This window comes from Halorubrum wangae (assembly GCF_051194135.1).
Taxonomy (GTDB): domain Archaea; phylum Halobacteriota; class Halobacteria; order Halobacteriales; family Haloferacaceae; genus Halorubrum.
This window is the reverse complement of record NZ_JBLZNH010000003.1, coordinates 339,679-366,302: the sequence shown is the minus strand read 5'-3', so window position 1 is coordinate 366,302 and position 26,624 is coordinate 339,679. Positions and strand designations below refer to the sequence as shown.

The window sequence follows — 26,624 nt, the reverse complement described above, 5'->3', positions numbered from 1 at the left end:
CAGCGGGAGCGAGCACGTCCGATTTCGGTTCAAATCCCGCTCCGGGCGTTTTTGTCACCGACTACGAGCGAGGAGTGAAGCAACGAGCGAGCCCGGCGTCGACGAATTCAGACAAGAGGTTTTGAACCCTATCGGTCGCGCGCAGCGACCAGCGGGAGCGAGCACGTCCGATTTCGGTTCAAATCCCGCTCCGGGCGTTTTTGTCACCGACTACGAGCGAGGAGTGAAGCAACGAGCGAGCCCGGCGTCGACGAATTCAGACGAAGGGATTTTGAACCCTATCGGTCGCGCACAGCGACCAGCGGGAGCGAGCACGTCCGATTCCGGTTCAAATCTCGCTCCGGGCGGTCTATCTCAGCTACTCGACGAGCCGTGAGCACCGCGAGTCGGTCGTCGACCCCGCTCTCGTCGCCTCTCCTCACCTTTGCTTCCCTTACTCGGTACGCAGTTCGCTCACCGCGGTCGACCGTCGGTCACAGTCCGAGTAGTTCCCGCATGTCCGCCACCAGCGACTCCGTCTTCGCGTTCGGCTCTTCCTCGTCCGTGACCGGCGTTCGCCCGTCGTACGTCTCGTGGACCATCGACACGCCCTCGGCGAGGGTGTCGAGTCCGTAGCCGCCCTCCAACACGTAGGCGTCGGCGGCGCCGACGTTGTCGGTGATCCTCTGGATCTGGTTCGTCATCATCGCGTACCCCTCCGAGGAGACGCGCATCCGCGAGATTGGGTCGTGGCGGTGGGCGTCGAACCCGGCCGAGACGATCAGCAGGTCCGGGTCGAATCGCTCGATGGCCGGTGCGATCGCCTCCTCGATGGCGTAGCGGTAATCGGCGTCGCCGGCGCCGGCGGCGAGCGGGAGGTTCACCGTGGCTCCCTCACCGTCGTCGCGCCCGATCTCTTCGAGGTCGCCCGTGTCCGGGTAGAGTCCGTCCTCGTGGATCGACGAGTAGAGCACGTCGCCTCTGTCGTAGAACACGTCCTGGGTGCCGTTCCCGTGGTGTACGTCCCAGTCGAAGATCGCTACTCGATCCGCGGCGCCCTCGTCGAGAACGGTCTGTGCCGCGACGGCGGCGTTGTTGAAAAAGCAGAACCCCATCGCGTCGTCGATCACCGCGTGGTGTCCCGGCGGTCGACCGAGCGCGAACGGGGTGTCTCGTCCGTTGGCCCCGTCGAGTGCGGCTCGGGCCGCCCACTGAGAGAGCCCGGCGGCGGTGAGCGCGGCGTCCCACGTCCCCTCGCTCGCGACGGTGTCGGGGTCCCAGCTCCCACCGCCGTCGTCGACGAACGACTCGAACTCGTCCACGTACGTCGCGTCGTGGACGGCGACGACCTCTTCGCGGGTGGCCGGGGGCGCTTCGACGTACTCGACCCCGTGTCGCTTGGCGAGTCCGCGGCGGATCGCGCGCAGTCGGTCCGGATTCTCCGGATGTCGTTCCCCCGTGTCGTGCGCGAGACACCGCTCGCTGTAGCCGAACTGCATCTACTCAAACAGCGCGAAGTACGTCTCGATATCCTCGGCCTGTACGGTCCGTCGGTCGGCGTGTTCTGCGAGCGTCGCGGCCGCGCTCGCGACGTTGTCGGCGTAATCTTCGAGGATGTCGGCCAGCGCGATTCGGGCGTCGACGCCGACTCGGTATCGGTCGTCGATCCGGAGTCGCGCGATGCGATCGATCGGCGCGACGGGAAGCGTGAGGTCCTCGCGGGCGATCACCTGCTCGACGCCGAAATCCGACGCCATCAGCGTTTTCCGTCCGTCCTCGGTTGCCCGTTCGGCCGCACCGATCGCCAGCTCCGCGCCGTGCGTTTGAATGCGCCGGGCCAACTCCTCGGCGGCGTCGGCGCTGACGCGGAGTTCCCCGGCGTTCCGCCGGATGATCCCGTCGACCGGCGCGAACGGCAACTCGACACTCATACACACAGTCGCGTCCGTGTGCCGTATAACGCTTTCCGTTACCGCCGTCTCCGCGCTCGAGCGCTGGCGTCGCGGCGCCTCGACGCGTCGCTCTCCGTCCGTTCCGAAATCCAACCCGCAGCCTCGGGCGGTGCCCACGACGACTAGAACACGTCTTCCGCCTGAATGGTGCCGTCCCGCTCTGCGCCGCGCACGGTGACCTCCTCGCCGAGCCGGAGGCTCGCGTCAGTCTCGACGCTCTTCGTCCGTTGACCGTCGTCCAGCACGACTGGGTCGCCGGTCTGTACGACAGTCCCCGTGAACTCGACCTCATCCGCGGTCGCCGCCGCGGTCGCCGCGCCGCCGGAGGACTCCGCCGCCACGGCGTCGCCGCCTGCCGCCGTCGACTCGTCATCCCCGTCGCCGGCCGCGCCGTCGGCGAACGCGCCGAGTCCGGCCTCGTCGCCTCCCCGACTGCGCTCGTCCGTCTCTCCCGTGCCGCTCGACGCCTCCGCCCCCTCCTCGAGGACGGTGACCGTCGAACGCCAGTTCGCGGACGCCTCCAAGTCGTCCTGCCAGCCGTCCTGGACCTCCACGTCGGTGAAGACGACGCGGTCCGCCAGATCGATGTCGCGGTCGGCCTTGTCGCCCCACAGCGCGACTCGGATCTCGCCCGTGTCGTCTTTGATCCGGACGTTCCGAACCTGGCCTTCGCTCCCGTCGTCGCGGTCGAACGTACGAACCGGGTCCGTCTCGATGATGCCGCCGCCGATGTCGACGGTCTCACCGATCTCCAGATCGGCGATGTCGGTCGTTTCGGGCACGTACTCGACGTCTTCGTCGACTCGCTCGACGGTGCCCCGATCGCCGACGTGGAGTTCGAGGTCGCCGTCGCGCTCGCGGACGTAGCCGTCGCCGACTTCGACGACCTCGCCGGCCTCGAACTCGTCGGCGAGGTCGGCCTTGTCGTCCCACAGCGTGACGCGCACGCGGCCCGTCTCGTCGCCGACTGTAAGGTTGGACACGCGTCCTTCGCTCCCGTCGTCGCGGTCGAACGTCCGGACCGAGTCGGTGTCGAGGACTTGTCCGACGAGGTCCACGTCGGAGGCGCCGAGCGAGAGGTCCTCCACCCGGTAGGTGTCGAGCACCTGCACGTCGACCTCGGCGTCCTCGTCCGGCTCGACCTTGTCGGCGCTGACCTCGAGGCCGCTGTACCCCTCCTTCGGTCGGCCCATGACGCGGAGCACCTGTCCGACCTCCAACTCATTCACGGCCGCCGCGGCCATGTCGTCCCAGAGCGCGACCCGAACGGAGCCGGAGGCGTCAGCGACGTCGACGTTACAGACGCGGCCCTCCTCGGCGTCCTCGCCGTCGCGCTCGAACGTTTTGACGTCGCCGATGGAGGTCACCTTCCCGAGGAACTTCACCTCGCTCATGCCGGGTTCGATGTCGGCAATCGTGTCGGCCTGCTCGTCGCGCAGCTCGTGGGCGATAAGCATCGCGGCCGTCTCCTCGTCGGCGAGCCCGCCCATCTGCTCGACCTTGTCCTCGACGGCCGCCTCGAACTTCTCGAACTCGACGTCGGTGTCGAGGTCCCCGTAGACGTCCTCTATCACTCCCATACGCGTACCTCCTCGGTTGTCGAGTCCGCGGATAAGCGTTGTCCTTGCGGGGGTCTCGGGGCGGCGCGCGCGTCCTTCGCCGCTCCGCTCTGGGGTGCCGTCGGTCGTCGAGCCCGCGTCGTCGCCGACGGGGATCGGTGTTCCGTCATACCGGTCCCTCGGGCTCCTCGATACAAAAGCTGTGCAATCTCAGTGCGCGGGCGTCTGTGTCGCTCTCACGGAGAGACTCCCCGCGGTCGGTCGACCTCATAGAGGCGCGTCGGCTCGCGTCGCGTGCGACCGTCCGTCACGCGGGCTGCGGACCGTAACCGTCTTAAGTTTCACCGGGGTACGATTGATTGAGTCCTGGTAGGGTAGTGGACTATCCTCTTGGCTTGCGGAGCCAGGGACCGGAGTTCAAATCTCCGTCAGGACGCTCACTTTGCGGCTGCCTCACCACGTTCGGCAGCCGCTGCGTTTCGTCCCTGACGTGCCCTGCGCTCGCGAGCGAGCGCGGACTCCGTCAGGACGTTTTCGGACACAACACCTGTCGAGCACCGCGAGCCGCGCGTGGATTCTGTGCGACACGCTCGCTCGTTCGCGGTTTCGCAGGTATCGCGGCGCGCAACTGCGAGCGACGAGGCCGGGGAGGTTTGAGGCGCGGTCGGTCGATCGGCCCGTTAGTCGTGGGGGTGGAACCGCTTCATCGCTCGCTTGACTGCGCTCGCGTCGCCGATGAAGGTGACATGGTCGCCGTACTCCAGCACGCTGTCCGCCGACGGCACCCGATTCTCTCCGTTGCGGCTGACGACGGCGACGAACGTCCCGTCTGGGATCTGCGCGTTGAGCTCCCGGATCGTCTTTCCGGCGAGGTTCTCCGCGGTCACCTCGACCTCTTGCACGTCGTGACCGTCGCCTAACTCTTTCATCCAGTGCGTGATCGCCGGCCGCTCGATCTCGTCGTCGATGGCCACCGCCGTCGCCGTCGGCGAGTCGATCGCCTTGACGCCGATGCTGTCGAAGGCGCCGACGTTGTCGGTGTCGTTCACCCGAGCGTACAGCGACTCCACGCCGAACTTCGTACTCACGAGTTGGCACGCGAGCAGGTTGATGTCGTCGCTGCCGGTCACCGCGACCACCCGTTTGGCGTCCTCGATGCCGGCGCGGCGCAGCGTCTCCGTGTCGCTGCCGTCGCCCTCGAACGTGGTGAATCCCGCCGCACGCGCCCGTTCGACCACTTCGTCGTCGATCTCGATGATGACGACGTACTCGCCCCGTCGCTCCAGTCGTGTGGCGAGCGCCCGGCCGACCCGACCGCCGCCGATGATTATCGTGCGCATTGGTGACACTCCGAGGACGTCGCCGATCTGTCGCGCGAGTCCAGCCTCGATCGCGACCGTCGCGAAGATGACGGCGAACACGGTCCCGACCAGCAGTTCGCCCTGGTTGACGCTTCCGGCGAGTTCCAGTTCGATCGCGAACAGCGTGGCCACGCTCGCCGGGATGATACCCCGCGGTCCCACGCTCGCGATGAACAGCCGCTCGGGCCAGGTGAACCGCTCGACTCCCGCCGTTGCGATGAAGGCGCCGAGGGGCCGGAGCACGAGCATGATCACGAGGACGAGCGCGATCGCACCGAGACCGAGTTGCAGTATCGCCTCGACGTCGATCAGCGCGGCCAGCGAGATGAACACGAACGAGAGGACGACGAGCGTCGTGTTCTCCGCGAACCGCTCGATCTCCTCTCTGTTGTCGATGTCGAGGTTCCCGAGCAGGATACCGCTCGTCGCCGCCGCCGCGATGCCCGCTTCGGCCGCGACGGCCTCGGCGGCCGCGAACGCGCCCACCGCCGCCGCCAACACGAGGAACTGGGACGACTGCACGTCGCGCTCGGGGACGAGCTCGCTGTTCAACAGGTAGTAGATCACCACGGTGGCGAACACCCCCGCGAGCACGCCGACGCCCAGTCGCTCGACGAACGAGAAGAGGGTCGCCGGAACCCCGAGGTCGTCGAGCAGCAGCGTCTCGAAGATCACCACCGCGACGATCGCGGCCGTCACGTCGTTGACGATCCCTTCCGTCTCCAGCGCGGTGGCGACGTGGTCCCTGACGCGGACGACGTTGAGTATCGGCGTGATGACCGTCGGTCCGGTCGCCACGAGCAGCGCCCCGATCAGCAGCGCGATATCCCAGTCGGCATCCTCGAAGAATCTGACCGCGGCCGCGGTCCCGAAGAACATCACGACGGCGCTGATCGTCACCAGCCGGAGCGACACTCGCGACGCGCCTCGTATCCGCTCGATCCGCAGAGCGAACGCTCCTTCGAAGACGATGATCGCGACGCTGATCCCGACGATGATCTCGAGGCCGGCGCCGAACGTCTCGAGGGTTACGAGCCCCAACACCTCCGGTCCGAGCACGACGCCGATCAGGAGATAGAAGATGACGCTCGGCACTTCCAACTTGTGAGCGACGAGCTGGACGACGAGTCCGGACACGAGTATCGCCGCGATGACCGGCAGTAGGCTCGACACGTCTGTTTGACGTACGTCCGCTTCCCTCGTTAGTGTATTGGTATACCGACACATGATTCACCAACTCACCGCTCCGTCCACCCACTCACCGTGGCACGAGACCGACCCTCCAGACGCACCGTCCATTCCGACCGCTACGCCGGCCCCGACCCCGCCGCGCCCCTTTCGTCACCGCGGACCGCCGCGGTCATTCCGGCGCTGCCCGTCCTGACCGTCGCGGTCGTCTCGTTCCCGATCACGGCCGCGTTTGCGCTGGCACACGTCGTCGACGTCGTCGCCTCTGCGGCGCTCCAGCGGCGGGATTCGAGCCTCGTCGACCGGCGGTCTCGTCTTTTTTATGTTCTCGTCGCCGACGATCGGGTATGCCCGATCGCGACCCGGACTCCCGCGACGTCGACGCTCTCGGGACGGATTCAGGGGGTGACCCCTCCGTTTCCGCGGCCGTCGCCGCCGGCGCCGCCCTGTTCAACGAGGGTCACGTGCTCGCGGCGCACGACCCCTGGGAGGCGGCGTGGCTCCCCCTCGACGAGGGCGACGACGAGCGCCTGCTCCACGGGCTGATCGCGGTCGCCGCGGCGACCCACCACGCGACCGAGCGGAACTGGTCCGGCGCGGCCGGCTGCGCCGCCAACGCCGTCGAGTACCTCGCGGCCGTCGACGACGCGGCTCGCGGCGTCGACGTCCCGAGCGTGCTGGCGTGGTGCCGGCGCCTCGCGGCCGACCCCGAGACGATAGAGCGCGCCGACCCGCCGGTGTTTCTGGTCGACGGAGAGGCGCCGACGTTCGCGGATCTGGACTTCTCGGCCGCGCTCCTCGCCGCGCCCCCGCTCGCCGTCGCAGTCGGTCACAGTGACGAGGCGACGGTCGAGCAAGCCGCGGCGCTGGCGCGCGAGGAGCGCGGCACCGGCCGGACGCAGTTCGCGGAGCTCATCTTCGCGTTCCTCCGCGAGCCCGACGCTCGTCCGCAGGTGGCCGCACGGCTCGCGGATCACGTGGAACGGGCGACGCGCAAACACCGCGACGTCGAGGGTCTCTTTTAACTACTCTCGTCAGGCGCCGTCGGTTGGCGTGTCTGGGTCCGGCGGGAAGTTCGGCTCGGCGGGCGTGTCCTCCGCGGCCGGGCGGTCGGGCTTCTCGTCGTCGGCCGCCCCGGCGTCGTCCTTCGGATCGCCCTCGAAGGTGTAGTCCGCGGAGTTGTCGGCGGGGTCGTAGCCGAGCGCCTCGCGGGCGCGCTCGATCGAGTAATAGCGCCGGTCGTTGTTCGAGATGCCGTAGACGATCTCGTAGCCGTAGTCGGCCTGGAGACAGCGGTCGAACAGGTGCGCGCAGTCACGGTGCGAGAGCCACATCGCCTGCCCGCGCTCGTACTCTCGCGGCGGGTGGTCCTTCGTAAGGTTCCCGATGCGCACGCAGACGACGCTCATGCCGTGTTCGTCGTGGTACAGGCGGCCAAGCGTCTCCCCGGTCGCCTTCGAGACGCCGTAGAGGTTTCCGGGTCGAGGGAGCTCGGTCCCGTCCAGTCGGTAGTCGTCGTCCGGGCGGTACAGATCCGGGGTCCGGTCCTCGGTCTCGTAGCCGCCGACGGCGTGGTTCGAGGAGGCGAACGCGAACCGCTTGACGCCGGCGTCGACGGCCGCGCGCATGACGACCTGCGTCCCGTCGATGTTGTTCCGGAGCACGGAGTCCCACGGCGCGGTCTTCCGCGGGTCGCCGGCGAGGTGAATCACCGAGCCGACGCCCGCCATCGCCTCGCGAACCGCCTGCTCGTCGGTGATGTCTGCGACGTATTGGTCCGCGTCGGTGACGCCGTCGGGCACCTTCGTGGCCGGGAGCGGCTCCCTGTCGAGGAGTCGCCACTCGTAGTCGTCGCCGATGCCGCGGAGGATGGCCTGTCCCACCCGTCCGCCGGCGCCCGTTAGCAGGACCGGCTCGTCCATTCGGTCGTATGTGGGCGGGAAGCGGGCATATAATACACGGTTCGACCGCGAACCAGACGATCAGGAGGAACGCGTGGGTCGGCCCCTCGACCGGCCTAAAACTCGGACGGCTCCGCGGAGGCTCCCGATTACAGCTTCTTCCGCGACACGGAGACGCCCGTCGGCGTGATGACGATCTGGTCGTCGCCCTTCTGGACGATATCGCCGTCGACTTCTTGGGCGACCTGCCGCAACTCGTCGATGATGTGTTCGACCGTTCGGTCCGACGTGGAGTGACGGGTGATGTCGGCGATGACGAAGTCGCCGTCGTAGACGGCGTCTTTGATCGGGATGATGTCGCTCTTGTCGCTGATCTCTGCGATATGTACCTGCATTCCGGTGTCCGCGTGCGCCTCGGCGAAGTCGTCGAGGTTGAGCTCGACGTAGTCGTCGACGGAACGGTTTCCGCCGCCGCCGAGGATCTTGCTCATGATGCCCATACGTATTACACGTTGAGGTCGGACATTAGTTCTTACGTCAGACGCTCAAGTCGCGCCGGTCGCCCGCCGCCCGCGCCGACTCGTTCTCGCGCTCCTCAGCGCTCTCCGCTGAGCGCTCCCGCCGCTTCTCAGCGACCCTCGTCGAGCCGCTCCTGCCACTCCTGCACCCGCGCGAGCAGCTCGACCGGCGCGGTCGACGCGATGTCGACGTCGCTCAGCTCGTCGAGGACGGCGCGGGTCTCGGGGTCGACCGGATCGCTCTCCGGGGACGCCCCGGAATCGCCGGTCGTGGGTCCTGTCGCCCCCGTCGTCGACTCTGCCGCTCCCGTCGTCGATCCCGCTTCGGTCCGGGTCGGGTCGTCCGCCGGGTCGGTCCCCTCCCCGTCCGCCTCGATCGGCTCGGCGTCGCCGTCGTCCGCGAACGACCCTGACGAGAGGTCGAAGACCACCTGCTTCGTCCCGCCGCCGGTCCCGTCCGCGCCTCCGGTTCCATCCTCGGCTCTCCCGCCGCCGCTCCGCGACCCCCTCGCTTCGATAGCCTTCTCTGCTCGGAGCCGGTCGAGGACCACGTCGGCGCGAGAGACGACCGGCGCCGGGACGCCGGCGAGGTCGGCGACGTGAACCCCGTACGAGCGGTTGGTCGGCCCGTCGCGGACCGTCCGGAGGAACGTCACCTCGCCGTCGCGCTCGTCGACGGCGACGTGAACGTTGGCGACTCTGGGGAGATGGTCCGCGAGCGTCGTCAGCTCGTGGTAGTGGGTGGCAAAGAGGGTCCTCGCGCGCACCTCGTTGTGGAGGTACTCGGTCGCGGCCCACGCGATGGAGATGCCGTCGTAGGTGGCGGTGCCACGGCCGACCTCGTCGAGGATGACCAGCGAGTCGGCGGTCGCCGAGTGGAGGATGTTCGATAGCTCCTGCATCTCGACCATGAACGTCGAGCGCCCCTGCGCCAGCTCGTCGAGCGCGCCGACGCGGGTGTAGATACCGTCGACGAGCCCGACGGTGGCCGCCCGCGCGGGCACGAACGAGCCCGCCTGCGCGAGCAGTTGGATCAGCGCCGCCTGCCGCATGTACGTCGACTTCCCGCTCATGTTCGGGCCGGTGACGATCAGGAAGCTACGCTCCTCGTCCAGTCGGAGGTCGTTCGGCACGAAGTCGGTCGTCCGCTCGACCACCGGATGGCGACCGGCCTCGACGTCCAGCCGGCGCTCGTCGGTCAGTTCGGGTCGACTCCAGTCGTTGCCGGCGGCGTGGGTGGCGAGCGACGCGAGCGCGTCGACCTCGGCGACGACTCGCCCGACGTCCTGTAGCAGCTCGGCGTCGGCGGCGACTCGCTCGCGAAGCTCCTCGAACAGTTCGTACTCCAGTTCGCCACGGGTTTCCTCCAACCGGAGGACCTCCCGCTCTCGCTCTGCCAGCTCGTCGGTGACGAACCGCTTGGAGTTCTTCAGCGTCTTGATCTCCCGGTAGTGCTCGGGGACCTGGTCGGCGACCGACTTCCCAACCTGAATGTAGTAGCCGTCCGTCTTGTTTCGGTCGACCGTGACGTGGCTGAGCCCGTACTGGCGCTTCTCGCGCTCGGCGAGGCTATCGAGCCACTCGTTCGCCGCCTCGTGGCTCTCGATCAATTCGTCGAGCTCGTCGTCGTACCCCTTCCGGAGCAACCCTCCCTGCGTCTTCGTCTTCGGCGGGTCCTCGGCGAGCGCGTCGGCGAGCTCCTCGTGAAGGGCTCGGGCGCGCTCTCGGTCGAGGCCCTCCAGCACCGCCGCGACCGGCGAGTCCGCGAGCGGGGTCCCCTCGACCGCGTCCAGCATCGCCGGCACCAGCGCGAGGGTGTCACGCACCGAGAGGAGTTCTCGCGCGCCTGCGCTCCCGCTCGTCGCCCGCGCGGCGAGGCGCTCGAGGTCGTACGCCTCGCCGAGCGTCTCGCGGAGACGGTCGCGTGCGAGGGCTTCCGCCGCCAGCGCCTCGACTGCGTCGAGTCGCCGATCCAGCGCCGTCCGGTCCTGCCGCGGTCGCGTGAGCCACTCTCGGAGCAGTCGCCCGCCGGCCGCGGTGACCGTGTGGTCGATAGTCTCGAACAGCGATCCCTCGCCGTCGCCTCGCATCGTCTCCGTGAGCTCGAGGTTGCGCTGGGTCGTCGCGTCGACGTCGACGTGGTCCCCGTCGCCGTACGCCGTGAGTCGGGTCATCGACGCCAACACGCCGGCGCCCGTCTCCTCGACGTAGCCGAGGACCGCGCCGGCAGCGCGCAGCGCGAGATCCGAGTCGATCCCAACGCTGTCGGCGGTCTCGCGGCCGAACTGCTCGCGAACGGCGTGTTTGGCTCGCCCCGGAGCGAACGACTCCGCGTCGAACACCGACACCGAGCCCGACAGGTCCTCCCGAACCGCGCTGAGCAGCCGGTCGTCGTTGCGGACGCGGGGGCCGGGGAGCACCTCCGCCGGGTCGAACCGGTAGAGCTCCGCCCGGAGGCCGCTCTCGTCGTCGGCCTCGGTGACGAGGAACCGCCCCGTCGTGACGTCCGCGAGCGCGAGGCCGTAGGGGCCGCCCTCCTCGCCCTCGCGGACGACCGCCGCGAGGTACCGCGCGTCGTCGTCGGCGGTTTCGAGGAGGGTGCCGGGCGTGACGACGCGAGTGATCTCGCGGGCGTGGCCGTCGTCCGTCTCGTATTGGTCGGCGACGGCGACACGGTAGCCACGCTCGACGAGCGCCTTCACGTAGGGCGTCAGCTCCGAGAGCGGGACGCCGGCCATCGGGTACGACGAGCCGTGCGAGGACTTCTGTGACACCGTCAGATCAAGCTCGTCGGCGACCAGTTCGGCGTCGTCCGCGAAGAACTCGTAGAAGTCGCCGCACTGCATCGCGAGGATGTCTGCGTCGGTCTCCGCCTTGAGATCGAGGAACTCCCCGACGATCCCCGTTACCATATATCCGTACTGCCGCCGTGGGCGGCTAAAACCCTACGGGTGTCGGTCCGGTGGCCGGTCCTCCAGTACGTGGTTCCGACGCGTCACCGTGCGGTGGATCAGCCCAGCGATTCCGAAGAGCACCGCGAAGAGGATGGCGTACGCGTACCCGGAGACGGATGCGAAGGGGACGGTTCCAGGTGCCCCACCGGAGGGCGAGCCGTCTACGGAGAGCGGATCGACCACGCCGCCGGAGGACGAGTCGACGTCGGCACAGCCCGCGACCTCGGCGTACCCGCCCGGAAACGCGTGTATCTCGGGAATCGCTGACTCCGACGTCCCGAGATCCGTCGCGGACGCCGGTGTTATGTACCGGAGCAGCGAACACTGCTTCGACTGATGGTCGCCTTCGACGCCTTCGCGTTCGTGTTTCTCGCCGGCCTCCTCACGGCGTTCGCGACCGGCATCGGCGCGCTACCGTTCTTCGTTCTCGACTCGATAAGCGACCGCGGGAACGTGGCGCTGTGGGGATTCGCCTCGGGCATCATGCTCGCCGCGTCGCTGTTCGGCCTCGTTCAAGAGGGGCTCGCCGAAGGGACGCCGGTCGAGATCGGGATCGGACTGGCCGCGGGGGTTGCCCTCGTCGTCGTCGCGCACGAGGTGCTGTTAGACGCCGACATCGACCCGCGAGAGTACGAGGAGGCGGACTTCAAGAAGCTCGTCCTGATCCTCGGCGTGCTGACCGTCCACAGCTTCCCCGAGGGGGTCGCCGTCGGCGTCTCCTTCGCCGACCTCGGGCTGGCCGGTGGGACGGAGCTGTTCGGCTTCACCGTTCCGCTGCTCGCCGTGTTCATGACGGTCGCCATCTCGATCCACAACGTCCCGGAGGGGACCGCCATCTCGATCCCGCTGCGGTCGATGGGCGTCTCGAAGTGGAAGATGGTGTGGTGGTCGGTGTTCTCCAGCCTGCCGCAGCCGATCGGCGCGGTACTCGCCTTCGCGTTCGTGCGGTACGCCCGCGATTTCCTCCCGTACGGCTTCGGCTTCGCCGCCGGCGCGATGATCTACCTCGTCGCGACCGAGTTCATCCCGGAGGCGCTCGAGACCGGCGCGGGACTCCCCCGCGGCGGGAAGCCCGTGCTCGTCGGCGGGATCGCGCTCGGCGTCGCGCTGATGATCCCCCTCGCGTTCATCTGATCGACGGCGGCGTCCCATGTCGCGGCGATCGCCGCCGCCGAACGTCCTTTGCCGCTCCCGGACGAAACGGGGGTATGTCGAACGCTCACTCCGACGACACGCCCGGCGCCGACCCGGACGCCGCGACCGAGTCGATCACCGTCTACTCCGACTACGTCTGCCCCTTCTGCTACCTCGGTCGACGGTCGCTCGCCGAGTATCAGGAGACGCGCGAGGAACCGCTCGCGATCGACTGGCACCCGTTCGACCTCCGGGCCGGCAAGCGGAACCCCGACGGCTCGATCGACCACGAGGTCGACGACGGCAAAGGCGACGACTACTACGCGCAGGCCCGCGAGAACGTCCGTCGGCTCCAGGAGAAGTACGGCGTCGACATGGTCCAGGAGATCGCGACCGACGTCGACTCGCTGCCCGCCCAGATAGTCTCCGTCCACGTGAGAGAGACCGCCCCCCAGTCGTGGCACGCCTTCGATGACGCGGTGTTCGAGGCGCTGTGGCAGGACGGCCGCGATATCGGTGACCACGACGTCCTCGTCGACCTCGCAAGCGACGTCGAGGGGATCGACGGCGAAGCGGTCGACGCCGCCCTCGCCGACGAGGACCTCCGCCAGCGCGTGACGGACCTGTTCGACGCCGCGCGACAGCGGGGGGTCACCGGGGTGCCGACGTTCGCGTTCGACGGCCACGCCGCCCGCGGCGCGGTGCCGCCGGAGCAGCTCGAACGACTCGTCGAGGGCGCCTGAGCTACCCGCCGCCGACTCGTTTTTCCCCGACTTCGCCGGCGACCGCGTCCGCTCCGTCGACGATCCGATACGAGAGGGAGACGCAGCCGAACGCCAGAGCGATCCCGCCGATCACGTCGGTGAGCCAGTGGATCCCGAGATACATCGTCGCGATCACCACCGACGTCGAGAGCCAGAGCGCGACCGGCGTCCACCGCGGATACGCCCCGCGGGTCAACACGGCGAAGGTCGCGACGGTCACCGACAGCGACGTGTGGAGCGACGGGAAGACGTTCGCCGCCTCGTTCACCTCGCTCGTCAGCGCCATGAACTCGGGGTTGTACGTGAACAGCAGCGATGTCACAATGTCGGGCATGAGGTTTCGGGGGCCGTGCGCGTACACGACCGTGTATATCACGAGCCCGATCGAATAGTTGAGCGCGTACGCGACGATCAGCCGTTTCAGCGTCGTCGTGTCCGGGAGCGCGAGGTAGGCGACGAACGGGAACGCCAGCAGGAACACGTATCCGTACACGTAGATCCCGGAGAAGTACACCGTCAGCTCCGGGGTGACGAACGTCGCCTGCACCCACGCGACGAAGTCGCCCTCTATCGCGTAGATCAGCCCCGTCAGCCGCAGTCCGAACAGCTCTGATACCGTCTGGAGCGCGCTCCGACCGACGGCGCTCACGAGCAGCACTGCGATCAACCCGGCCGCGGGCCGGCGGACGCTCCATAGCCGTGAGCCGAGTTCGTCCCGCAGTTCGGCGACCCGGCGCGGGCCGACGATCGTCGCCCCCGCGACGAGCAGCGCCGCACCGACCCACAGCACGATCGAGGTGACGACGGACAGGAACGGACTCATGCTTACTGAGAGAGCAGCCGCCCCTCGTCGTCGAAGCGATACCCGGCGTCCCGGAGCCTGTCCCTCGCGCGCTCGGCGTCGAGCGTTCCCGACTCACCGACGAACGGGTGGACTGGATCCCGCTCTCGGTCGTCCCAGCGTAGGTCGTCCGGAACCCACTCGGGTGAGGCGGCCAGGGGCGACGCCGCCGGCTCGGCGTACCCGCTGAACGCCCGATCGACGAGCGTCTCCTTGTCGATTAACGACGCGAGAACGGCCCGGAATCGCGGGTTCGACAGGGGTGCCCGCCGCACGTTGTATCCGACGTGGTAGAAGCCGCCCGAGCGACCGGCCACGAGCCGCGCGTCCGCCTCGCGTCCGATACGCGGGACCGCGTCGGGACCGAGGTTCGAAACGGTCGCGTCCGCGAGCCCGTCGCCGACCGCCGCCACCGCTGCGATGTCCGAGGGCGACACCTCGATCCGCAGTCGATCGAAAGCCGGCTTCCCGCGGAACCGCTCCGGGATTCCCACGGCGGGATCGGCCTCCCCCGAGGTTGAGCCCGCGCGAGCGAGGAAGTGATCTCCGTTCCGTTCGAAGACGACCGACTCCTCCGCCGTCGCCTCGACGAACTGTATCGGACCGCTCCCGATCGGGTTCTCGTTGGTCGACACCACCGCTTCGGTCGTCTCGGCGTCGAATTCGAAGCCGGCGATCGTCGCGACCTCGGTCCGGTCGGCCCAGACGTGCTCCGGGAGGATCGGCACCTGCAGTGCGCGCGTGGCCACCGCGTCGTTCACGTCGCCGGTCGCGAGTTCGACCGTCCGGTCGCCGACCGCCGTCGCCGACTGCACGACCGAACTGCGTCCGCGGAACCGCGGCGTCGGCACCGGCGTCTCGAGCGCCCCCATCGACGTGTCGCGGAGGAAGTCGTAGGTGAACGCGACGTCGCTCGCGCTCACCGGTTCGCCGTCGTGCCACCGGGCGTCCCGAAGTTCGACCGCCACCGTCTCCTCGTCGACGCGTTCCCAACTCGACGCGAGCCAGGGGACGACATCCCCGCTGTCTACCAGCGCGAGCCGGTCGTACAGCAGCGCCGTGAACGTCCCTTCCCGTCGGTATTCGGCGGCGATCGGGTTCCAGTTCTCCGTGATCTGCGCGTCCGTCGTGACGAGTCGGAGGGTGGCGTCGCCGTCGGCGGTCTCCGCGTCCGCGGTGGCGTTCCCGCCGCTTCCGTCGCCGCCCGCCTCGGTCGTCGCCCTCGCGCGGTCCAAGCTCAGCAGCGTCGCGGCCGACAGGGGTTGTCGGTTCGTCCACCCCTCAAACCGCTCCTCGCGGATCGCGGAGAGCGAGTCGGGAAACGCGACGACGGTGAACGGCTGTAGCTCGCACAGCGAGCGCTGGAGGTCCGCCACGACCGCGGGTCGCTCTGTCTCCGTCCGCCGCTGGCGATCGAGCCGTTCGTCCACGCCGTTGACGTCCGTGAACCCGAACGGGTTCTGGCGGCCGGCCTCGGCGGCGAACCGCGAGTGGGTGAAGCCGTACATCGCGTCCGGGTCGAACGGTTTCGACTCCAGAAACTGCCCCACGTAGACGTCGAAATCGCGATTTATGAGGACCTTCCGCCACAGGTCAGTCCGATTGAGGGTGTTGATCCGCGCGTCGATCCCCACCGCGGTCAGGTTCTCCGCGAGATGTCTGGCGACGCGGATCGCGTTCGGGTCTCTGTCGGCGGGCGCGGCCGAGATTTCCAGCGTGAGCTGGGACGCCGCGTTTCGTCCCGCAATGTTGCGGGTTCGGCCGAGACAACCGGCGCTCAAGGCGCCGAGACCGATCTGCGCGAGCGCCGCCCGCCTACTGACGTGGCCGTCCATTCGTCCCCTCCAGTTTCGGCGGCGACGTATATCTTTTCTGTGGTGTCTTCGAGAAGGAACCGATCGGGTCGCCGCCGCCCGACTCAGATCACGTCGGCGAGCGGAAGCGCCAGCCCGACAGCCCACGCGAGGGTCCCCGCGACGAGGACGGTCCGGTCGGTCGCCGCGCGTCCGACGGCGACGACGCCGAGCGCCGCGAGCAGCGCAATCCGGTGACCGAGGAGCGCAGGCGGGACCGCGACGCCGAGCGCGGCGAAGTCGATGACGAACCCCGCACCGAGCCCGAGGACGACGCCGAGACCGGCCGCTCCCGGCTCGCAGCCTCTCGCCCGCGCGACGACGAGTCCCGGAAGCCCGACGGCGAGGACGAGGTACAGCGGGCCGGCGATCGCTTTCGGCGGGAGGGTGGGGTACGCGGTCTCCACCGCGACGCCGGCCACTCGGACGCCGACGACGACGGCGGCGAGCGTCGCCCCAAGAATCGCCGCGTCGGTGTGTCTCTCGGCCTCCGTCCGGAGCCGCCGCGCAAAGTCGACGGCGGCCGTCCGGGTTCGGCGCCGGAGCAACGCGCCCGCGACGGTCGCGACCGACGCCAGTTCGATCACCGAGAGCCAGCCGTCGCTCCACCCGTCGTCGATGCCGCGGTACTCGCGGCGGACCTCCGCGTCGACCGACCCGCGGATGAGTTCGTCCTCCAGTCGGGTCGCCGGCTCGTCTATCCCGGGCACCGTATGACGGAGCCGGAACCAGTCGTAGTACTCCTCGTGAGCCTGTATCGCGGTGTACGCCCCGTCGGGGGACTCGTACGCCCGAAGGTGGTCGCGCACGCCGAGATACGTCCCGTCGTGGAGTTCGAACGTCTCCGTCAGCCAGGTCCCGCCGGACGGCCCCTCGACGTAACTGTATCGCGTCGAACTGCGGGCGTCGGCCCAGTCACGCTCGACGAACGCCCGCACCTGCTCGGCGTCGTCGGTCGTCGCCGATTCGTCCCCGTCGGTCACCTCCCAGTCGGTCTCCGTCCCGCCCTCGATGGCCGCGCGGGTCGCCGCGGCGTCGGCGTGGAACACGACGTTGATCGCGAGCGTCCGCCCCTCGACGGACGCGCTCCGACTCGTGTACGGCCACAGTCGATAGTCGCCGTCGACCGCGACGAGAGACTCCTCCGAGACCGCCGCGGGAGGCTCCTCCGCGGAGGGTCCGGCGAAGGCGCCGGAGAGCGCCAGCCCGACCGCGACGACGACGAGGAGGCCGACGACGACCGTCGTCCGCTTCATGGCCGCACCCACGGAGTCGACATAAAAACGCCTTCGGGTGGTCGGTGATAGCGCTCCTCGCCGGTGCGTCGGCGGCGACCGGGTCTCACCAGGTCTCGACGAACCCGTCGCGGATGTCCTCCGCGCAGCCCTCGCAGTCGGGGTGGTCGGCGTCGAAACACGACGGCCGCCCCTCGGCGTCGACGGCGACCGCGCGTCGCTCCGCGTGTCGGCGGCAGACGATCCGCGCTCGCCCGTTACTGTCGGTCGGGAGGTCGTACCGCTCCGCCCCCGCGGTGTCGTCGTCGGATCCCTCGGCCCCCTCGGCGTACGCGCGTCTCGCCTCCTCGAACTGCTTGCCCGCCTTGCGGAGCTGTTGGCGGATGACGCGTTCGAGTCGGTCGTCCATGGGGAGTGTATTGGTGCGCGGAATATAGGTCCATTGCCGGGAATTCGCGGCCGGTCCTCACCGCGCCGGCGCGCTTTCGGGCACTGCGCCAACGTATCCCGTGGTACCGCTCCACTCGAAATGGCGCCCGCGCATGGCATACGAGGGTCTGACGTTAGTCTGACGCGGCGCTCTCGCGACGGGACCTTAATCGCCGGAAGCGGCCGGAAACGGCCTCGAACCGTTCACTTTCACCGTGGTTGCGGGATTTTTAATACCGTGAGGAACCAACCGTCGTACGCCTCCCATTGAAACACGACCGGAGGCGGAGACACCCCATGAGCGAACTGCGACAGGAAGCGGAAGCGATAGCGGAACAGTTCTCGGACCACCTGAACGTGGACGCCGACGAAGTCGAGGAGCGATTGGAGAACCTTGTCAACGAGTACCGCGTCCCCGTCGACGAGGCACGCCGGAGCGTCACCAACAGCTACCTCGAAGACGCCGGGATGGAGCGCGACGAGCTCGGCCGCGGCGGGAGCGAGTCCGTGCTCGTCAACGAGATCGACGAAGACGAACAGTGGGTCGACCTGCGCGTGAAGCTGGTCGACCTCTGGGAGCCCCGCAGCGACTCGATCTCGCAGGTCGGGCTCCTCGGCGACGAGTCGGGCACGATCAAGTTCGTCGCCTTCGAGACCTCCGACCTCCCCGAGCTGACGGAGGGGCAGGCGTACGAGCTCTCGAACGTCGTCACAGACGAGTACGAAGGCAACTACTCGGTGAAGCTCAACCGGACCACCGGCATCACCGAGATAGACGAAGATATCGAGGTCGGCGACAACGCCGACACCGTCGAGGGCGCGCTGGTCGACATTCAGTCCGGCTCCGGGCTGATCAAGCGCTGTCCCGAAGACGACTGCACGCGCGTCCTCCAGAACGGTCGGTGCTCCGAGCACGGCCAGGTCGAGGGCGAGTTCGACCTCCGGATCAAGGGCGTCCTCGACGACGGCGAGACCGTCACCGAGGTCATCTTCGACCGCGAGGCCACCGAGAATCTCACCGGCATGGGCCTCGAGGAAGCCAAGGACATGGCGATGGACGCACTCGACACCACCGTCGTCGCCGAGGAGATGGCCGACGACGTCCTCGGACGGTACTACCGCGTCACCGGCCCGACCTTCGGCCGGTACGTCTTAGTCGACGAGCTGGAGTATCCCGGACCGGTCGACGTCGAAAGTGCGCTGATCGAAGCGAGGTCGATTTAAATGAGCCAATCTACCCCCACCCGAGAGGTCGCCCGGCGCGTGTTCGCGAGCGAGTTCAACGACGCCGGCTACACGTTCACCGAGTCCGACGACGAACGCGCCCCCGTCTACGCGCTGTTACCGACGGGCGAGTCCTCGAACCGCGTGTTCTTCGTCGGCACCCTCACCGAGAAGGAGGACGTCGGCGAGGACGCCGAGTACTGGCGCGGTCGCATCGTCGATCCGACGGGCACGTTCTTCGTGTACGCCGGCCAGTACCAGCCCGAGGCCGCCTCCAAGCTCCGCGACATGGAGCCGCCCGCGTACGTCGCAGTCGTGGGGAAGCCCCGGACGTACGAGACCGACGACGGCACCGTTCGGGTCTCCGTCCGCCCCGAGTCGATCACCGAGGTCGACGCCGCCACCCGCGACCGCTGGGTCGCCGAGACGGCCAAGCGAACGATCGAACGCGTCGCCGCGTTCGACGACGAGGGCAACGAGTACGCCCGGATGGCCCGCGAAGAGTACGACACGGACCCCGAGACGTACAAGGCCGCCGCGCTCTCGGCGCTAGAGGACCTCGACGGTAGCGCGGGCGACGAGCTCGCCGGCGACGCGCCGGACGAGGGCTCGGACGACGCGGCGGACCCGCCCGGGACACCGGAGCCGTAACCGGCGCCGTCCCGGACGCCCGTTCTCACGAACCGATCGGCCGTGATACGGCCGGAAACCCCCGTTTTCCACCGATCCTGCTACTGTCTGACAAACGCTTAAGTGGCCTGCGATAGGACGGTCTGACAATGGGCAACAAAAACAAGACAATCTCGTTCCGCGTCAACGAGGACGCGTTCGAGACCCTCCGCGACATCGCCGAGGAGCGAGACATCTCGCTGTCAGCGGTCTTCCGAGACTACGTGGACACGCTCGTTGCCCACGACGGACAGGTCCGCGCCGTCCCGGAGGCCGAACTCGAGAGCATGGGCGAACCGGGCGAGTCGTTCCCGCCGCGCGTCGAGGTTCCCAAGAGCTTCATTCGCGAGCACGAGCGGCTTGAGCTGGAAGCCGAGCACCTCCGCGAACAGCTGGAGGAGCACAAGCGGTACGTCAACTACCTCCGCGAGCAGGCCGACGGCGGCGAGGAAGACGTGATCCACTTAGAGGACCTCGACGACGAGCGCGACGAGCGCGGCGAGCGCGACGCGCGCGACGAACCCTCTTTCCGCCTCGGGTGACCGACCGTCGGCGAAGCGACGCCGTAGTTCGACTCCCATTCGACGCCGGTGAGCGACCGTTCCCCTCCCCATCGCAGGGGTCGCTTACACCAGAAACCTTCCCGTTTGTCCGTTACTGTTCGGGGAAACCGCCGAGTCGCCGAAAATATTGCCGGACTCGACGCGAGTTGTTCAAAAACGTCCGATTCTCTGGGAATCTGATGGACAGTTTCTCAGCACGCTCGCAGATTTCTTATCATACTAAATTATTTACGAAAACGATATTACTCGGGCGGTGAACCATTTGCACATGAACAGGTGGGTTCGATCGTGAGCGTATTCGACAGGGCGTACGACGATCCAGTCCGCGTCCTCGACGAGGGCGGCGAGGTCGTCGGCGACCCGCCCGACCTCGACGACGAGGAACTCGTCGACATGTACCGGCACATGCGACTCGCGCGACACTTCGACGGCCGGGCGGTGAGCCTCCAGCGACAGGGGCGGATGGGGACGTACCCGCCGCTGTCCGGACAGGAGGGCGCCCAGATCGGCTCCGCGATGGCGCTCGCCGAAGACGACTGGATGGTCCCCTCCTATCGCGAGCACGGGGCCGCTCTGGTCCGCGGGCTCCCGCTGAAACAGACCCTCCTCTACTGGATGGGCCACGAGGCCGGCAACAAGGCGCCGACGGACGTCAACGTCTTTCCGGTCGCCGTCCCCATCGCCTCGCAGGTCCCCCACGCCACGGGCGCGTCGTGGGCGTCGAAGCTCCGCGGGACCGACGAGGTCTTCCTCTGTTACTTCGGTGACGGCGCGACGAGCGAGGGCGACTTCCACGAGGGCGTCAACTTCGCGGGCGTCTTCGACACGCCCACCGTCTTCTTCTGTAACAACAACCAGTGGGCGATTTCGGTTCCCCGCGAGCGACAGACCCGGAGCGCGACGCTGGCGCAGAAGGCCGAGGCGTACGGCATCGACGGGGTGCAGGTCGACGGGATGGACCCGCTCGCGGTGTACAGCGTCACGACGGCTGCGATCGAGAAGGCGCGTGATCCGGAGACCGACCGCCCGCGTCCGACGCTGATCGAGGCGGTCCAGTACCGGTTCGGCGCCCACACGACCGCGGACGACCCCACGATCTACCGCGACGACGACGAGGTCGCGCGCTGGAAGGCGAAGGACCCGATCCCGCGGTTGGAGGCGTACCTCCGTTCGGAGGGGATCCTCGACGACGAGGGCGTCGCGGAGATCGAGACCGCGGTCGAGAAGCGCGTCGCCGACGCGATCGACGACGCGGAGTCGATGGCGCGACCGGCGCCGAACGAGATGTTCACGCACGCATACGCAGAGTTGCCTCCCGAACTGGAGCGGCAGTACGAGGAGTTCACCGCATTTCGCGAGGCACACGGCGACGAAGCGTTCCTGGAGGAGTAAATGAGCGATACACAGAATCTCACCGTCGTACAGGCGGTGCGTGACGGGTTGTACAGCGAGATGCGCGAGGACGACGACGTCCTCGTGCTGGGTCAGGACGTCGGGAAGAACGGCGGCGTCTTCCGGGCGACCGAGGGCCTCTTCGACGAGTTCGGTGGCGACCGCGTCGTCGACACCCCACTCGCGGAATCGGGCATCGTCGGCGCCGCGGTCGGCATGGCCGCGATGGGGCTTCGTCCGGTCCCGGAGATTCAGTTCTCCGGCTTCATGTACCCCGGCTTCGACCAGATCGTCTCGCACATGGCCCGGTTCCGCGCCCGGAGCCGAGGCCGGTTCTCCCTCCCGATGACGCTACGGGCCCCCTACGGCGGGGGAATCCGCGCGCCGGAGCACCACTCCGAGTCGAAGGAGGCGTTCTACGCCCACGAGGCTGGGCTGAAGGTCGTCATCCCGTCGACGCCGTACGACGCGAAGGGACTGCTCGCGGCGTCGATCCGCGACCCGGACCCGGTGATCTTCCTCGAACCGAAGCTGATCTACCGCGCGTTCCGCGACGAGGTGCCACAGGAGCCGTACACGGTCCCCCTCGGCGAGGCGGCCACCCGCCGAGAGGGCGACGACGTGGCGGTGTTCACCTACGGCGCCATGACACGCCCGACGATGGAGGCCGCCGAAAGCCTCGCCGAGGAGGGGATCGAGTGCGAGGTCGTGGACCTCCGCACCGTCTCCCCGCTGGACCGCGAAGCGATCGTCGACGCCTTCGAGCGCACCGGTCGCGCTGTCGTGGTCCACGAGGCGCCGAAGACTGGCGGACTCGCCGGAGAGATCACGGCGATCATCCAGGAGGAGGCCCTGCTGTACCAGGAGGCGCCCGTGAAGCGCGTCACCGGCTTCGACGTTCCGTACCCACTGTACGCACTGGAGGACTACTACCTCCCGACCGCGGCGCGAATCGAGGACGGAATCTTGGAGGCGGTCGAGTTTTAAGATGGCTCCCACGGATTTTCACCTAATGACCGTCGAGGAGGTCGAGGTATGACCGTCAAGGAGTTCAGACTGCCGGACGTCGGCGAGGGCGTCGCAGAGGGCGAGCTCGTCTCGTGGCTCGTCTCGCCGGGCGACCGCGTGGAGGAGGACCAACCGGTCGCGGAAGTCGAGACGGACAAGGCGCTCGTTGAGGTCCCGTCGAGCTACGACGGAACGGTCGAGGAGCTGTTCGTCGACGAGGGGGAGATGGTCCCCGTCGGCGACGTGATCATCTCGTTCCGCGTCGACGAGGACGACGAGGGGGCCGCGGCCGCCGACGAGGCGGGTGCCGACGAGGCAAGCCCGGACGCGAGCGAACCCGCCCCGATCGAGACGGACGACGGCGTCGAGTCGGAGTCGCAGACGCCCGCCGGACGGACGTTCGCCCCGCCGTCGGCCCGTCGACTCGCCCGCGAACTCGGAGTCGACATCGCGGCCGTCGACGGAAGCGGCCCCGGCGGCCGGGTCACCGAGGCCGACGTGCGGTCGCACGCAGCGAGCGACGACGGAGACGACGAGCCGAGCGACACCGGTCCGGACGAGACCCCCGCGCCAACTCCCACCGACCTCGGTTCCGACGACCTGAAGTCCACCGTGAGCAAGCGCGACGAGCGGGAGGCCGCCGAGGACTCGACGCCCGTCGATTCCGGGTCGGCGCCCGAGCCGGCCGGCCGTGAGACGACGCTCGCGACGCCGGCGACCCGGCAGCTCGCCCGTGAGCTCGACGTCGACATCGACGACGTGCCGACCGACGAGACCCGCGACGGCGAGGCGTTCGTCACGGGCGATGCCGTGCAGGCGTACGCAGACGGGCTGGAGTCGGCGACGGCCGAGTCGGCACCGGAGCCGAAGCCGGTCGACTCGGACGGCACGACGACCGCGACCGCCGCCGACGCGGCGGGGACGAGCGCCTCCGTCGCAGGCGACGAGACCGTCCCCTACCGCGGCGTTCGTCGGACTATCGGGAAGCAGATGGAGCGGTCGAAGTACACCGCTCCGCACGTCAGCCACCACGACACCGTCGCGGTCGACGCTCTCGTGGAGGCACGCGAGGAGCTGAAGCCAAAGGCCGAAAAAGCCGGCGTGAACCTCACGTACATGCCGTTCGTGATGAAGGCCATCGTCGCGGGGCTGAAGGAGTTCCCGTACCTCAACAGCGAACTGCGCGAGGACGACGAGGAGATCGTCTTAAAAAAGGAGTACAACCTCGGGATCGCAGTCGCGACCGACGCCGGGCTGATGGTGCCCGTCGTCGACGACGTCGACGAGAAGGGGCTCTTCGAACTGGCCGAAGAGGTCCGGGACCTCGCGACCCGCGCCCGGGAGCGGAAACTCGAGCCCGCGGAGATGAAGGGGAGCACGTTCAGCGTCACCAACTTCGGCGCCATCGGCGGCGAGTACGCCACGCCGATCATCAACTATCCGGAGACGGCCATCCTCGGACTCGGCGCCATCGAGGAGCGACCGGTCGTCCGCGACGGCGAGGTCGTCCCGGCGCCGACGCTGCCCCTGTCGCTGTCGATCGACCACCGCGTCGTCGACGGCGCGGTGGCGGCCGAGTTCGCGAACACCGTGATGGAACACCTTGAACACCCGCTGCTGCTGTTGACACAATAATGGTCGTCGGAGACATCGCAACCGGAACGGAGGTACTGGTGATCGGCGGCGGACCGGGCGGCTACGTCGCCGCCATCCGCGCCGCACAGAAAGGGCTCGACACCACCTTGGTCGAGAAGGACGCCTACGGCGGCGCCTGCCTGAACCGCGGCTGTATCCCCTCGAAGGCGCTGATTACGGGGAGCGGGCTCGCCCACGAGGCCGGCAACGCGGAGTTCATGGGCATCCACGCGGACCCCGCCGTCGACATGGGGAAGATGGTCGAGTGGAAAGACGGCGTCGTCGATCAGTTGACGAGCGGCGTCGAGAAGCTTTGTAAGGCGAACGGCGTCAACCTCGTCTCGGGGACCGCCTCGTTCGTCGACGAGCACACCGCGCGCGTCGCCCACGGCGGCGAGGGGCAGGGCTCCGAGTCGATCGAGTTCGAACACGCGATCGTCGCGACCGGGTCGCGACCGATTCAGATCCCCGGCTTCGACTTCGCCGCGGACCACGTCTGGACCTCGGCAGACGCGCTCGCCGCTGACTCGGTCCCCGACCGACTCGGGATCGTCGGCGGCGGCTACATCGGGATGGAGCTGGCGACGACGTACGCCAAGCTCGGCGCCGACGTGACCGTCGTCGAGATGCTCGACGATATCCTCGAACCCTACGAGGACGACGTGAAGCGGATCGTCCGCAAGCGCGCCGAGGCACTCGGCGTGGAGTTCTACTTCGGCGAGGGCGCGAGCGAGTGGTCGGAGGGCGCCGACGGCGGCTACCGCCTGCACACGGAGACCGAGGCTGGCGACGAATCGACGTACGGCGTCGACAAGATCCTCGTCGCCGTCGGCCGTCGCCCGGTCACAGACGGGCTCGACCCGGAGAACGCCGGGATCGAGACAGACGATCGCGGCTTCATCGAGACGGACGACCGCACCCGCAGCGCGGTCGATCACATTCACGCCGTCGGCGACGTGGCCGGCGAGCCGATGCTCGCGCACGTGGCCTCGAAGGAAGGGATCGTCGCCGCCGAGGTGATCGCGGGCGAGCCGGCCGCGCTCGACCAGCAGGCGATCCCCGCGGCCGTCTTCACCGACCCCGAAATCGGGACGGTGGGGCTGACCGAAGACGAGGCCGAGGACGCCGGCTTCGACCCGGTCGTCGGTGAGATGCCGTTCAACGCCTCCGGACGCGCGCTGACGACGGGCCACACCGACGGGTTCGTCCGCCTCGTCGCCGACGAGGAGACCGGCTTCGTGCTCGGCGGGCAGATCGTCGGGCCGGAGGCCTCCGAACTGATCGCCGAGGTCGCGCTCGCGATCGAGATGGGCGCGACGCTGGAAGACGTGGCCGCGACAGTCCACACGCACCCCACACTCGCGGAAGCGGTGATGGAGGCCGCGGAGAACGCTCGCGGGCAGGCGATCCACACGTTGAATCGATAGAAAACCGGCCGATCGCGCAGCGGGCTCGGTGCCTGTCTTCTCTGTTAAACTGACGCGTCGTAGCCCGCCTCGCTCACCGCGCTCACGAGGGCGTCCGCGTCGGCGTCGCCCTCGACGGTCGCGGACTCGCTCTCGCGGTCGGCACTCGCGCGCTCAACGCCCTCGACGCCTTCGAGCGCCTCCGTGACGCTCTGTTCGCAGTGTTCACACGACATCCCCTTGACGGTGATCGTCTGATTCATGACGGTGGACGGTACGGGCGGAACCGGTTTGTCGTTTTCTGCTTCGCGATCGCGGTTTAAACGCCTGTCTGACTTTGGAATCTGAACCACATCGGCCAACCGTCTTATATATCGGAGGCCTACGGAGGGTATGCGAGACCTCGACGAGACAGACGTGGAGATCCTGTCGCTCCTGGCCGAGAACGCCCGGCGCCCGTTCAGCGAGATTGGCGAGCGCGTGGGGCTGTCGGGCCCGGCGGTCTCCGACCGCGTCACGCGGCTGGAAGAGAGCGGCGTCATCGAGGGGTTCACCGTCGACGTCGACCGATCGAAGCTCCGGGCGGGCGTCCCCGTGCTAGTCGACGTGGCGCTGCCGCTCGGTTCCGAGTCGGACGACGACCAGACCGCTCTCGACAGAGCGCGACACCGCGTCGGCGAGGCCGACGCCGTGGAACACGTGTTCGTGACGGCCGACGGCGACCTGCGGCTGTACGGTCGGGTCGAGGGTCGCAACGTCCGGGAGTGGGTGCGCGGGCTGTTCGACGGAATCGACGTCGACGACTACGACGTCACGCTGGTCGACGAGTTTCAGTGGACGCCCTCCGTCGAGGGCGTGGAGTTCGCGCTGACCTGCGCCGAGTGCTCGAACACCGTCGACAGCGAGGGGGAGACGGCCCGGATCGACGGCGAGGTGTACCACTTCTGCTGTCCCTCCTGTCTGTCTCGGTTCCGAGACCGGTACCAGCGGCTGGAGGAGGGCGTGTGATTCGGGCTCTCTGTTGACCTCGTCGACCGCGCGGCTCTCTAATCGTCGGGT

24 protein-coding genes and 1 tRNA gene are annotated in these 26,624 nt (G+C 68.3%); 12 read left to right on the top strand and 13 right to left on the bottom strand.

Annotated elements, in window-relative coordinates:
• Positions 1 to 473: 473 nt before the first annotated feature.
• The 3 genes from ACNS84_RS11865 to ACNS84_RS11855 all read right to left on the bottom strand — a co-directional run bounded on the left by ACNS84_RS11865 (position 474) and on the right by ACNS84_RS11855 (position 3,511).
• Complete coding sequence (locus ACNS84_RS11865; RefSeq protein ID WP_435075076.1) at positions 474 to 1,478, bottom strand: histone deacetylase family protein; 1,005 nt, start codon at positions 1,476 to 1,478, stop codon at positions 474 to 476.
• The gene (locus ACNS84_RS11860; protein ID WP_435075075.1) at positions 1,479 to 1,910 is read right to left on the bottom strand and encodes a histone; all 432 of its coding nucleotides are present in this window, start codon (positions 1,908 to 1,910) and stop codon (positions 1,479 to 1,481) included.
• A gap of 143 nt (positions 1,911 to 2,053) precedes the next feature.
• A complete protein-coding gene (locus tag ACNS84_RS11855; RefSeq protein WP_435075074.1) occupies positions 2,054 to 3,511 on the bottom strand; it encodes a single-stranded DNA binding protein in 1,458 nt (485 codons plus the stop codon).
• A 342-nt stretch (positions 3,512 to 3,853) separates the two neighbouring features.
• Here ACNS84_RS11855 and ACNS84_RS11850 point away from each other — a divergent pair.
• A tRNA-Arg gene (locus tag ACNS84_RS11850) sits at positions 3,854 to 3,926 on the top strand.
• A 244-nt stretch (positions 3,927 to 4,170) separates the two neighbouring features.
• On the opposite strand, the gene ACNS84_RS11845 is transcribed toward ACNS84_RS11850, so the two are convergent.
• Positions 4,171 to 6,012: a cation:proton antiporter domain-containing protein gene (locus ACNS84_RS11845; protein WP_435075170.1), complete on the bottom strand. Its 1,842-nt coding sequence runs from the start codon at positions 6,010 to 6,012 to the stop codon at positions 4,171 to 4,173.
• A 374-nt stretch (positions 6,013 to 6,386) separates the two neighbouring features.
• Between ACNS84_RS11845 and ACNS84_RS11840 the strand changes: the two genes are divergently transcribed.
• A complete protein-coding gene (locus tag ACNS84_RS11840) occupies positions 6,387 to 7,064 on the top strand; it encodes a DUF309 domain-containing protein (RefSeq protein WP_435075073.1) in 678 nt (225 codons plus the stop codon).
• A gap of 9 nt (positions 7,065 to 7,073) precedes the next feature.
• Here ACNS84_RS11840 and azf read toward each other — a convergent pair whose 3' ends face one another.
• From azf to ACNS84_RS11820, 4 genes are all read right to left on the bottom strand, one after another.
• Positions 7,074 to 7,961: an NAD-dependent glucose-6-phosphate dehydrogenase Azf gene (azf, locus tag ACNS84_RS11835; protein WP_435075072.1), complete on the bottom strand. Its 888-nt coding sequence runs from the start codon at positions 7,959 to 7,961 to the stop codon at positions 7,074 to 7,076.
• Positions 7,962 to 8,089: 128 nt separating this feature from the next.
• Complete coding sequence (locus tag ACNS84_RS11830) at positions 8,090 to 8,440, bottom strand: cell division protein SepF (RefSeq protein ID WP_435075071.1); 351 nt, start codon at positions 8,438 to 8,440, stop codon at positions 8,090 to 8,092.
• Positions 8,441 to 8,568: 128 nt separating this feature from the next.
• Positions 8,569 to 11,370, bottom strand: a complete 2,802-nt coding sequence (gene mutS, locus ACNS84_RS11825; protein WP_435075070.1) for a DNA mismatch repair protein MutS — start codon at positions 11,368 to 11,370, stop codon at positions 8,569 to 8,571.
• Positions 11,371 to 11,403: 33 nt separating this feature from the next.
• The gene (locus ACNS84_RS11820; protein ID WP_435075173.1) at positions 11,404 to 11,595 is read right to left on the bottom strand and encodes a hypothetical protein; all 192 of its coding nucleotides are present in this window, start codon (positions 11,593 to 11,595) and stop codon (positions 11,404 to 11,406) included.
• 153 nt (positions 11,596 to 11,748) lie between these two features.
• Here ACNS84_RS11820 and ACNS84_RS11815 point away from each other — a divergent pair, with 153 nt between their 5' ends.
• Positions 11,749 to 12,546 carry a ZIP family metal transporter gene (locus ACNS84_RS11815; protein ID WP_435075069.1) on the top strand — a complete coding sequence of 266 codons (798 nt, stop codon included), beginning with the start codon at positions 11,749 to 11,751 and terminating at the stop codon, positions 12,544 to 12,546.
• Positions 12,547 to 12,620: 74 nt separating this feature from the next.
• Positions 12,621 to 13,289 carry a DsbA family oxidoreductase gene (locus ACNS84_RS11810; protein ID WP_435075068.1) on the top strand — a complete coding sequence of 223 codons (669 nt, stop codon included), beginning with the start codon at positions 12,621 to 12,623 and terminating at the stop codon, positions 13,287 to 13,289.
• A gap of 1 nt (position 13,290) precedes the next feature.
• Here the strand turns inward: ACNS84_RS11810 and ACNS84_RS11805 are convergent, their stop codons facing one another.
• From ACNS84_RS11805 to ACNS84_RS11790, 4 genes are all read right to left on the bottom strand, one after another.
• Entirely contained in the window at positions 13,291 to 14,133 is an 843-nt protein-coding gene (locus ACNS84_RS11805; protein WP_435075067.1) for a phosphatase PAP2 family protein, read from the bottom strand.
• Positions 14,134 to 14,135: 2 nt separating this feature from the next.
• Positions 14,136 to 15,986 carry an ABC transporter substrate-binding protein gene (locus ACNS84_RS11800; RefSeq protein WP_435075066.1) on the bottom strand — a complete coding sequence of 617 codons (1,851 nt, stop codon included), beginning with the start codon at positions 15,984 to 15,986 and terminating at the stop codon, positions 14,136 to 14,138.
• An 83-nt stretch (positions 15,987 to 16,069) separates the two neighbouring features.
• Entirely contained in the window at positions 16,070 to 17,260 is a 1,191-nt protein-coding gene (locus ACNS84_RS11795; protein WP_435075065.1) for a hypothetical protein, read from the bottom strand.
• Positions 17,261 to 17,345: 85 nt separating this feature from the next.
• Positions 17,346 to 17,648, bottom strand: a complete 303-nt coding sequence (locus ACNS84_RS11790) for a DUF7091 family protein (protein ID WP_435075064.1) — start codon at positions 17,646 to 17,648, stop codon at positions 17,346 to 17,348.
• A 317-nt stretch (positions 17,649 to 17,965) separates the two neighbouring features.
• On the opposite strand from ACNS84_RS11790, the gene ACNS84_RS11785 reads away from it, so the two are divergent.
• From ACNS84_RS11785 to lpdA, 7 genes are all read left to right on the top strand, one after another.
• The gene (locus tag ACNS84_RS11785; protein ID WP_435075063.1) at positions 17,966 to 18,892 is read left to right on the top strand and encodes a replication factor A; all 927 of its coding nucleotides are present in this window, start codon (positions 17,966 to 17,968) and stop codon (positions 18,890 to 18,892) included.
• Positions 18,893 to 19,543, top strand: coding sequence for an RPA family protein (locus ACNS84_RS11780; RefSeq protein ID WP_435075062.1), 651 nt, complete (start codon positions 18,893 to 18,895; stop codon positions 19,541 to 19,543). It begins immediately after the preceding gene.
• Between the two features lie 128 nt (positions 19,544 to 19,671).
• Positions 19,672 to 20,103 carry a DUF8146 domain-containing protein gene (locus tag ACNS84_RS11775; protein ID WP_435075061.1) on the top strand — a complete coding sequence of 144 codons (432 nt, stop codon included), beginning with the start codon at positions 19,672 to 19,674 and terminating at the stop codon, positions 20,101 to 20,103.
• Between the two features lie 309 nt (positions 20,104 to 20,412).
• Complete coding sequence (gene pdhA, locus ACNS84_RS11770; RefSeq protein WP_435075060.1) at positions 20,413 to 21,516, top strand: pyruvate dehydrogenase (acetyl-transferring) E1 component subunit alpha; 1,104 nt, start codon at positions 20,413 to 20,415, stop codon at positions 21,514 to 21,516.
• Positions 21,517 to 22,503 carry an alpha-ketoacid dehydrogenase subunit beta gene (locus tag ACNS84_RS11765; RefSeq protein WP_435075059.1) on the top strand — a complete coding sequence of 329 codons (987 nt, stop codon included), beginning with the start codon at positions 21,517 to 21,519 and terminating at the stop codon, positions 22,501 to 22,503.
• Between the two features lie 48 nt (positions 22,504 to 22,551).
• Positions 22,552 to 24,159, top strand: coding sequence for a dihydrolipoamide acetyltransferase family protein (locus ACNS84_RS11760; RefSeq protein WP_435075058.1), 1,608 nt, complete (start codon positions 22,552 to 22,554; stop codon positions 24,157 to 24,159).
• Positions 24,159 to 25,586, top strand: coding sequence for a dihydrolipoyl dehydrogenase (gene lpdA, locus ACNS84_RS11755; protein WP_435075057.1), 1,428 nt, complete (start codon positions 24,159 to 24,161; stop codon positions 25,584 to 25,586). Before ACNS84_RS11760 ends, lpdA begins: the two co-directional genes overlap by 1 nt.
• 44 nt (positions 25,587 to 25,630) lie before the next feature.
• Here the strand turns inward: lpdA and ACNS84_RS11750 are convergent, their stop codons facing one another.
• Positions 25,631 to 25,828 (bottom strand): heavy-metal-associated domain-containing protein, encoded by a 198-nt coding sequence (locus tag ACNS84_RS11750; protein ID WP_435075056.1) that lies wholly within the window; start codon positions 25,826 to 25,828, stop codon positions 25,631 to 25,633.
• A 130-nt stretch (positions 25,829 to 25,958) separates the two neighbouring features.
• On the opposite strand from ACNS84_RS11750, the gene ACNS84_RS11745 reads away from it, so the two are divergent.
• On the top strand, positions 25,959 to 26,573 hold the full coding sequence (locus tag ACNS84_RS11745) for an AsnC family transcriptional regulator (protein ID WP_435075055.1): 615 nt from the start codon (positions 25,959 to 25,961) through the stop codon (positions 26,571 to 26,573).
• Positions 26,574 to 26,624 lie beyond the last annotated feature (51 nt).

Coding starts and splice junctions, on each gene's coding strand:
- ACNS84_RS11865 (WP_435075076.1), bottom strand. CDS start 1,478: ATGCAGTTCGGCTACAGCGAGCGGTGTCTCGCGCACGACACGGGGGAA.
- ACNS84_RS11860 (WP_435075075.1), bottom strand. CDS start 1,910: ATGAGTGTCGAGTTGCCGTTCGCGCCGGTCGACGGGATCATCCGGCGG.
- ACNS84_RS11855 (WP_435075074.1), bottom strand. CDS start 3,511: ATGGGAGTGATAGAGGACGTCTACGGGGACCTCGACACCGACGTCGAG.
- ACNS84_RS11840 (WP_435075073.1), top strand. CDS start 6,387: ATGCCCGATCGCGACCCGGACTCCCGCGACGTCGACGCTCTCGGGACG.
- azf (WP_435075072.1), bottom strand. CDS start 7,961: ATGGACGAGCCGGTCCTGCTAACGGGCGCCGGCGGACGGGTGGGACAG.
- ACNS84_RS11830 (WP_435075071.1), bottom strand. CDS start 8,440: ATGGGCATCATGAGCAAGATCCTCGGCGGCGGCGGAAACCGTTCCGTC.
- mutS (WP_435075070.1), bottom strand. CDS start 11,370: ATGGTAACGGGGATCGTCGGGGAGTTCCTCGATCTCAAGGCGGAGACC.
- ACNS84_RS11815 (WP_435075069.1), top strand. CDS start 11,749: ATGGTCGCCTTCGACGCCTTCGCGTTCGTGTTTCTCGCCGGCCTCCTC.
- ACNS84_RS11810 (WP_435075068.1), top strand. CDS start 12,621: ATGTCGAACGCTCACTCCGACGACACGCCCGGCGCCGACCCGGACGCC.
- ACNS84_RS11805 (WP_435075067.1), bottom strand. CDS start 14,133: ATGAGTCCGTTCCTGTCCGTCGTCACCTCGATCGTGCTGTGGGTCGGT.
- ACNS84_RS11800 (WP_435075066.1), bottom strand. CDS start 15,986: ATGGACGGCCACGTCAGTAGGCGGGCGGCGCTCGCGCAGATCGGTCTC.
- ACNS84_RS11795 (WP_435075065.1), bottom strand. CDS start 17,260: ATGAAGCGGACGACGGTCGTCGTCGGCCTCCTCGTCGTCGTCGCGGTC.
- ACNS84_RS11790 (WP_435075064.1), bottom strand. CDS start 17,648: ATGGACGACCGACTCGAACGCGTCATCCGCCAACAGCTCCGCAAGGCG.
- ACNS84_RS11785 (WP_435075063.1), top strand. CDS start 17,966: ATGAGCGAACTGCGACAGGAAGCGGAAGCGATAGCGGAACAGTTCTCG.
- ACNS84_RS11780 (WP_435075062.1), top strand. CDS start 18,893: ATGAGCCAATCTACCCCCACCCGAGAGGTCGCCCGGCGCGTGTTCGCG.
- ACNS84_RS11775 (WP_435075061.1), top strand. CDS start 19,672: ATGGGCAACAAAAACAAGACAATCTCGTTCCGCGTCAACGAGGACGCG.
- ACNS84_RS11765 (WP_435075059.1), top strand. CDS start 21,517: ATGAGCGATACACAGAATCTCACCGTCGTACAGGCGGTGCGTGACGGG.
- ACNS84_RS11760 (WP_435075058.1), top strand. CDS start 22,552: ATGACCGTCAAGGAGTTCAGACTGCCGGACGTCGGCGAGGGCGTCGCA.
- lpdA (WP_435075057.1), top strand. CDS start 24,159: ATGGTCGTCGGAGACATCGCAACCGGAACGGAGGTACTGGTGATCGGC.
- ACNS84_RS11750 (WP_435075056.1), bottom strand. CDS start 25,828: ATGAATCAGACGATCACCGTCAAGGGGATGTCGTGTGAACACTGCGAA.
- ACNS84_RS11745 (WP_435075055.1), top strand. CDS start 25,959: ATGCGAGACCTCGACGAGACAGACGTGGAGATCCTGTCGCTCCTGGCC.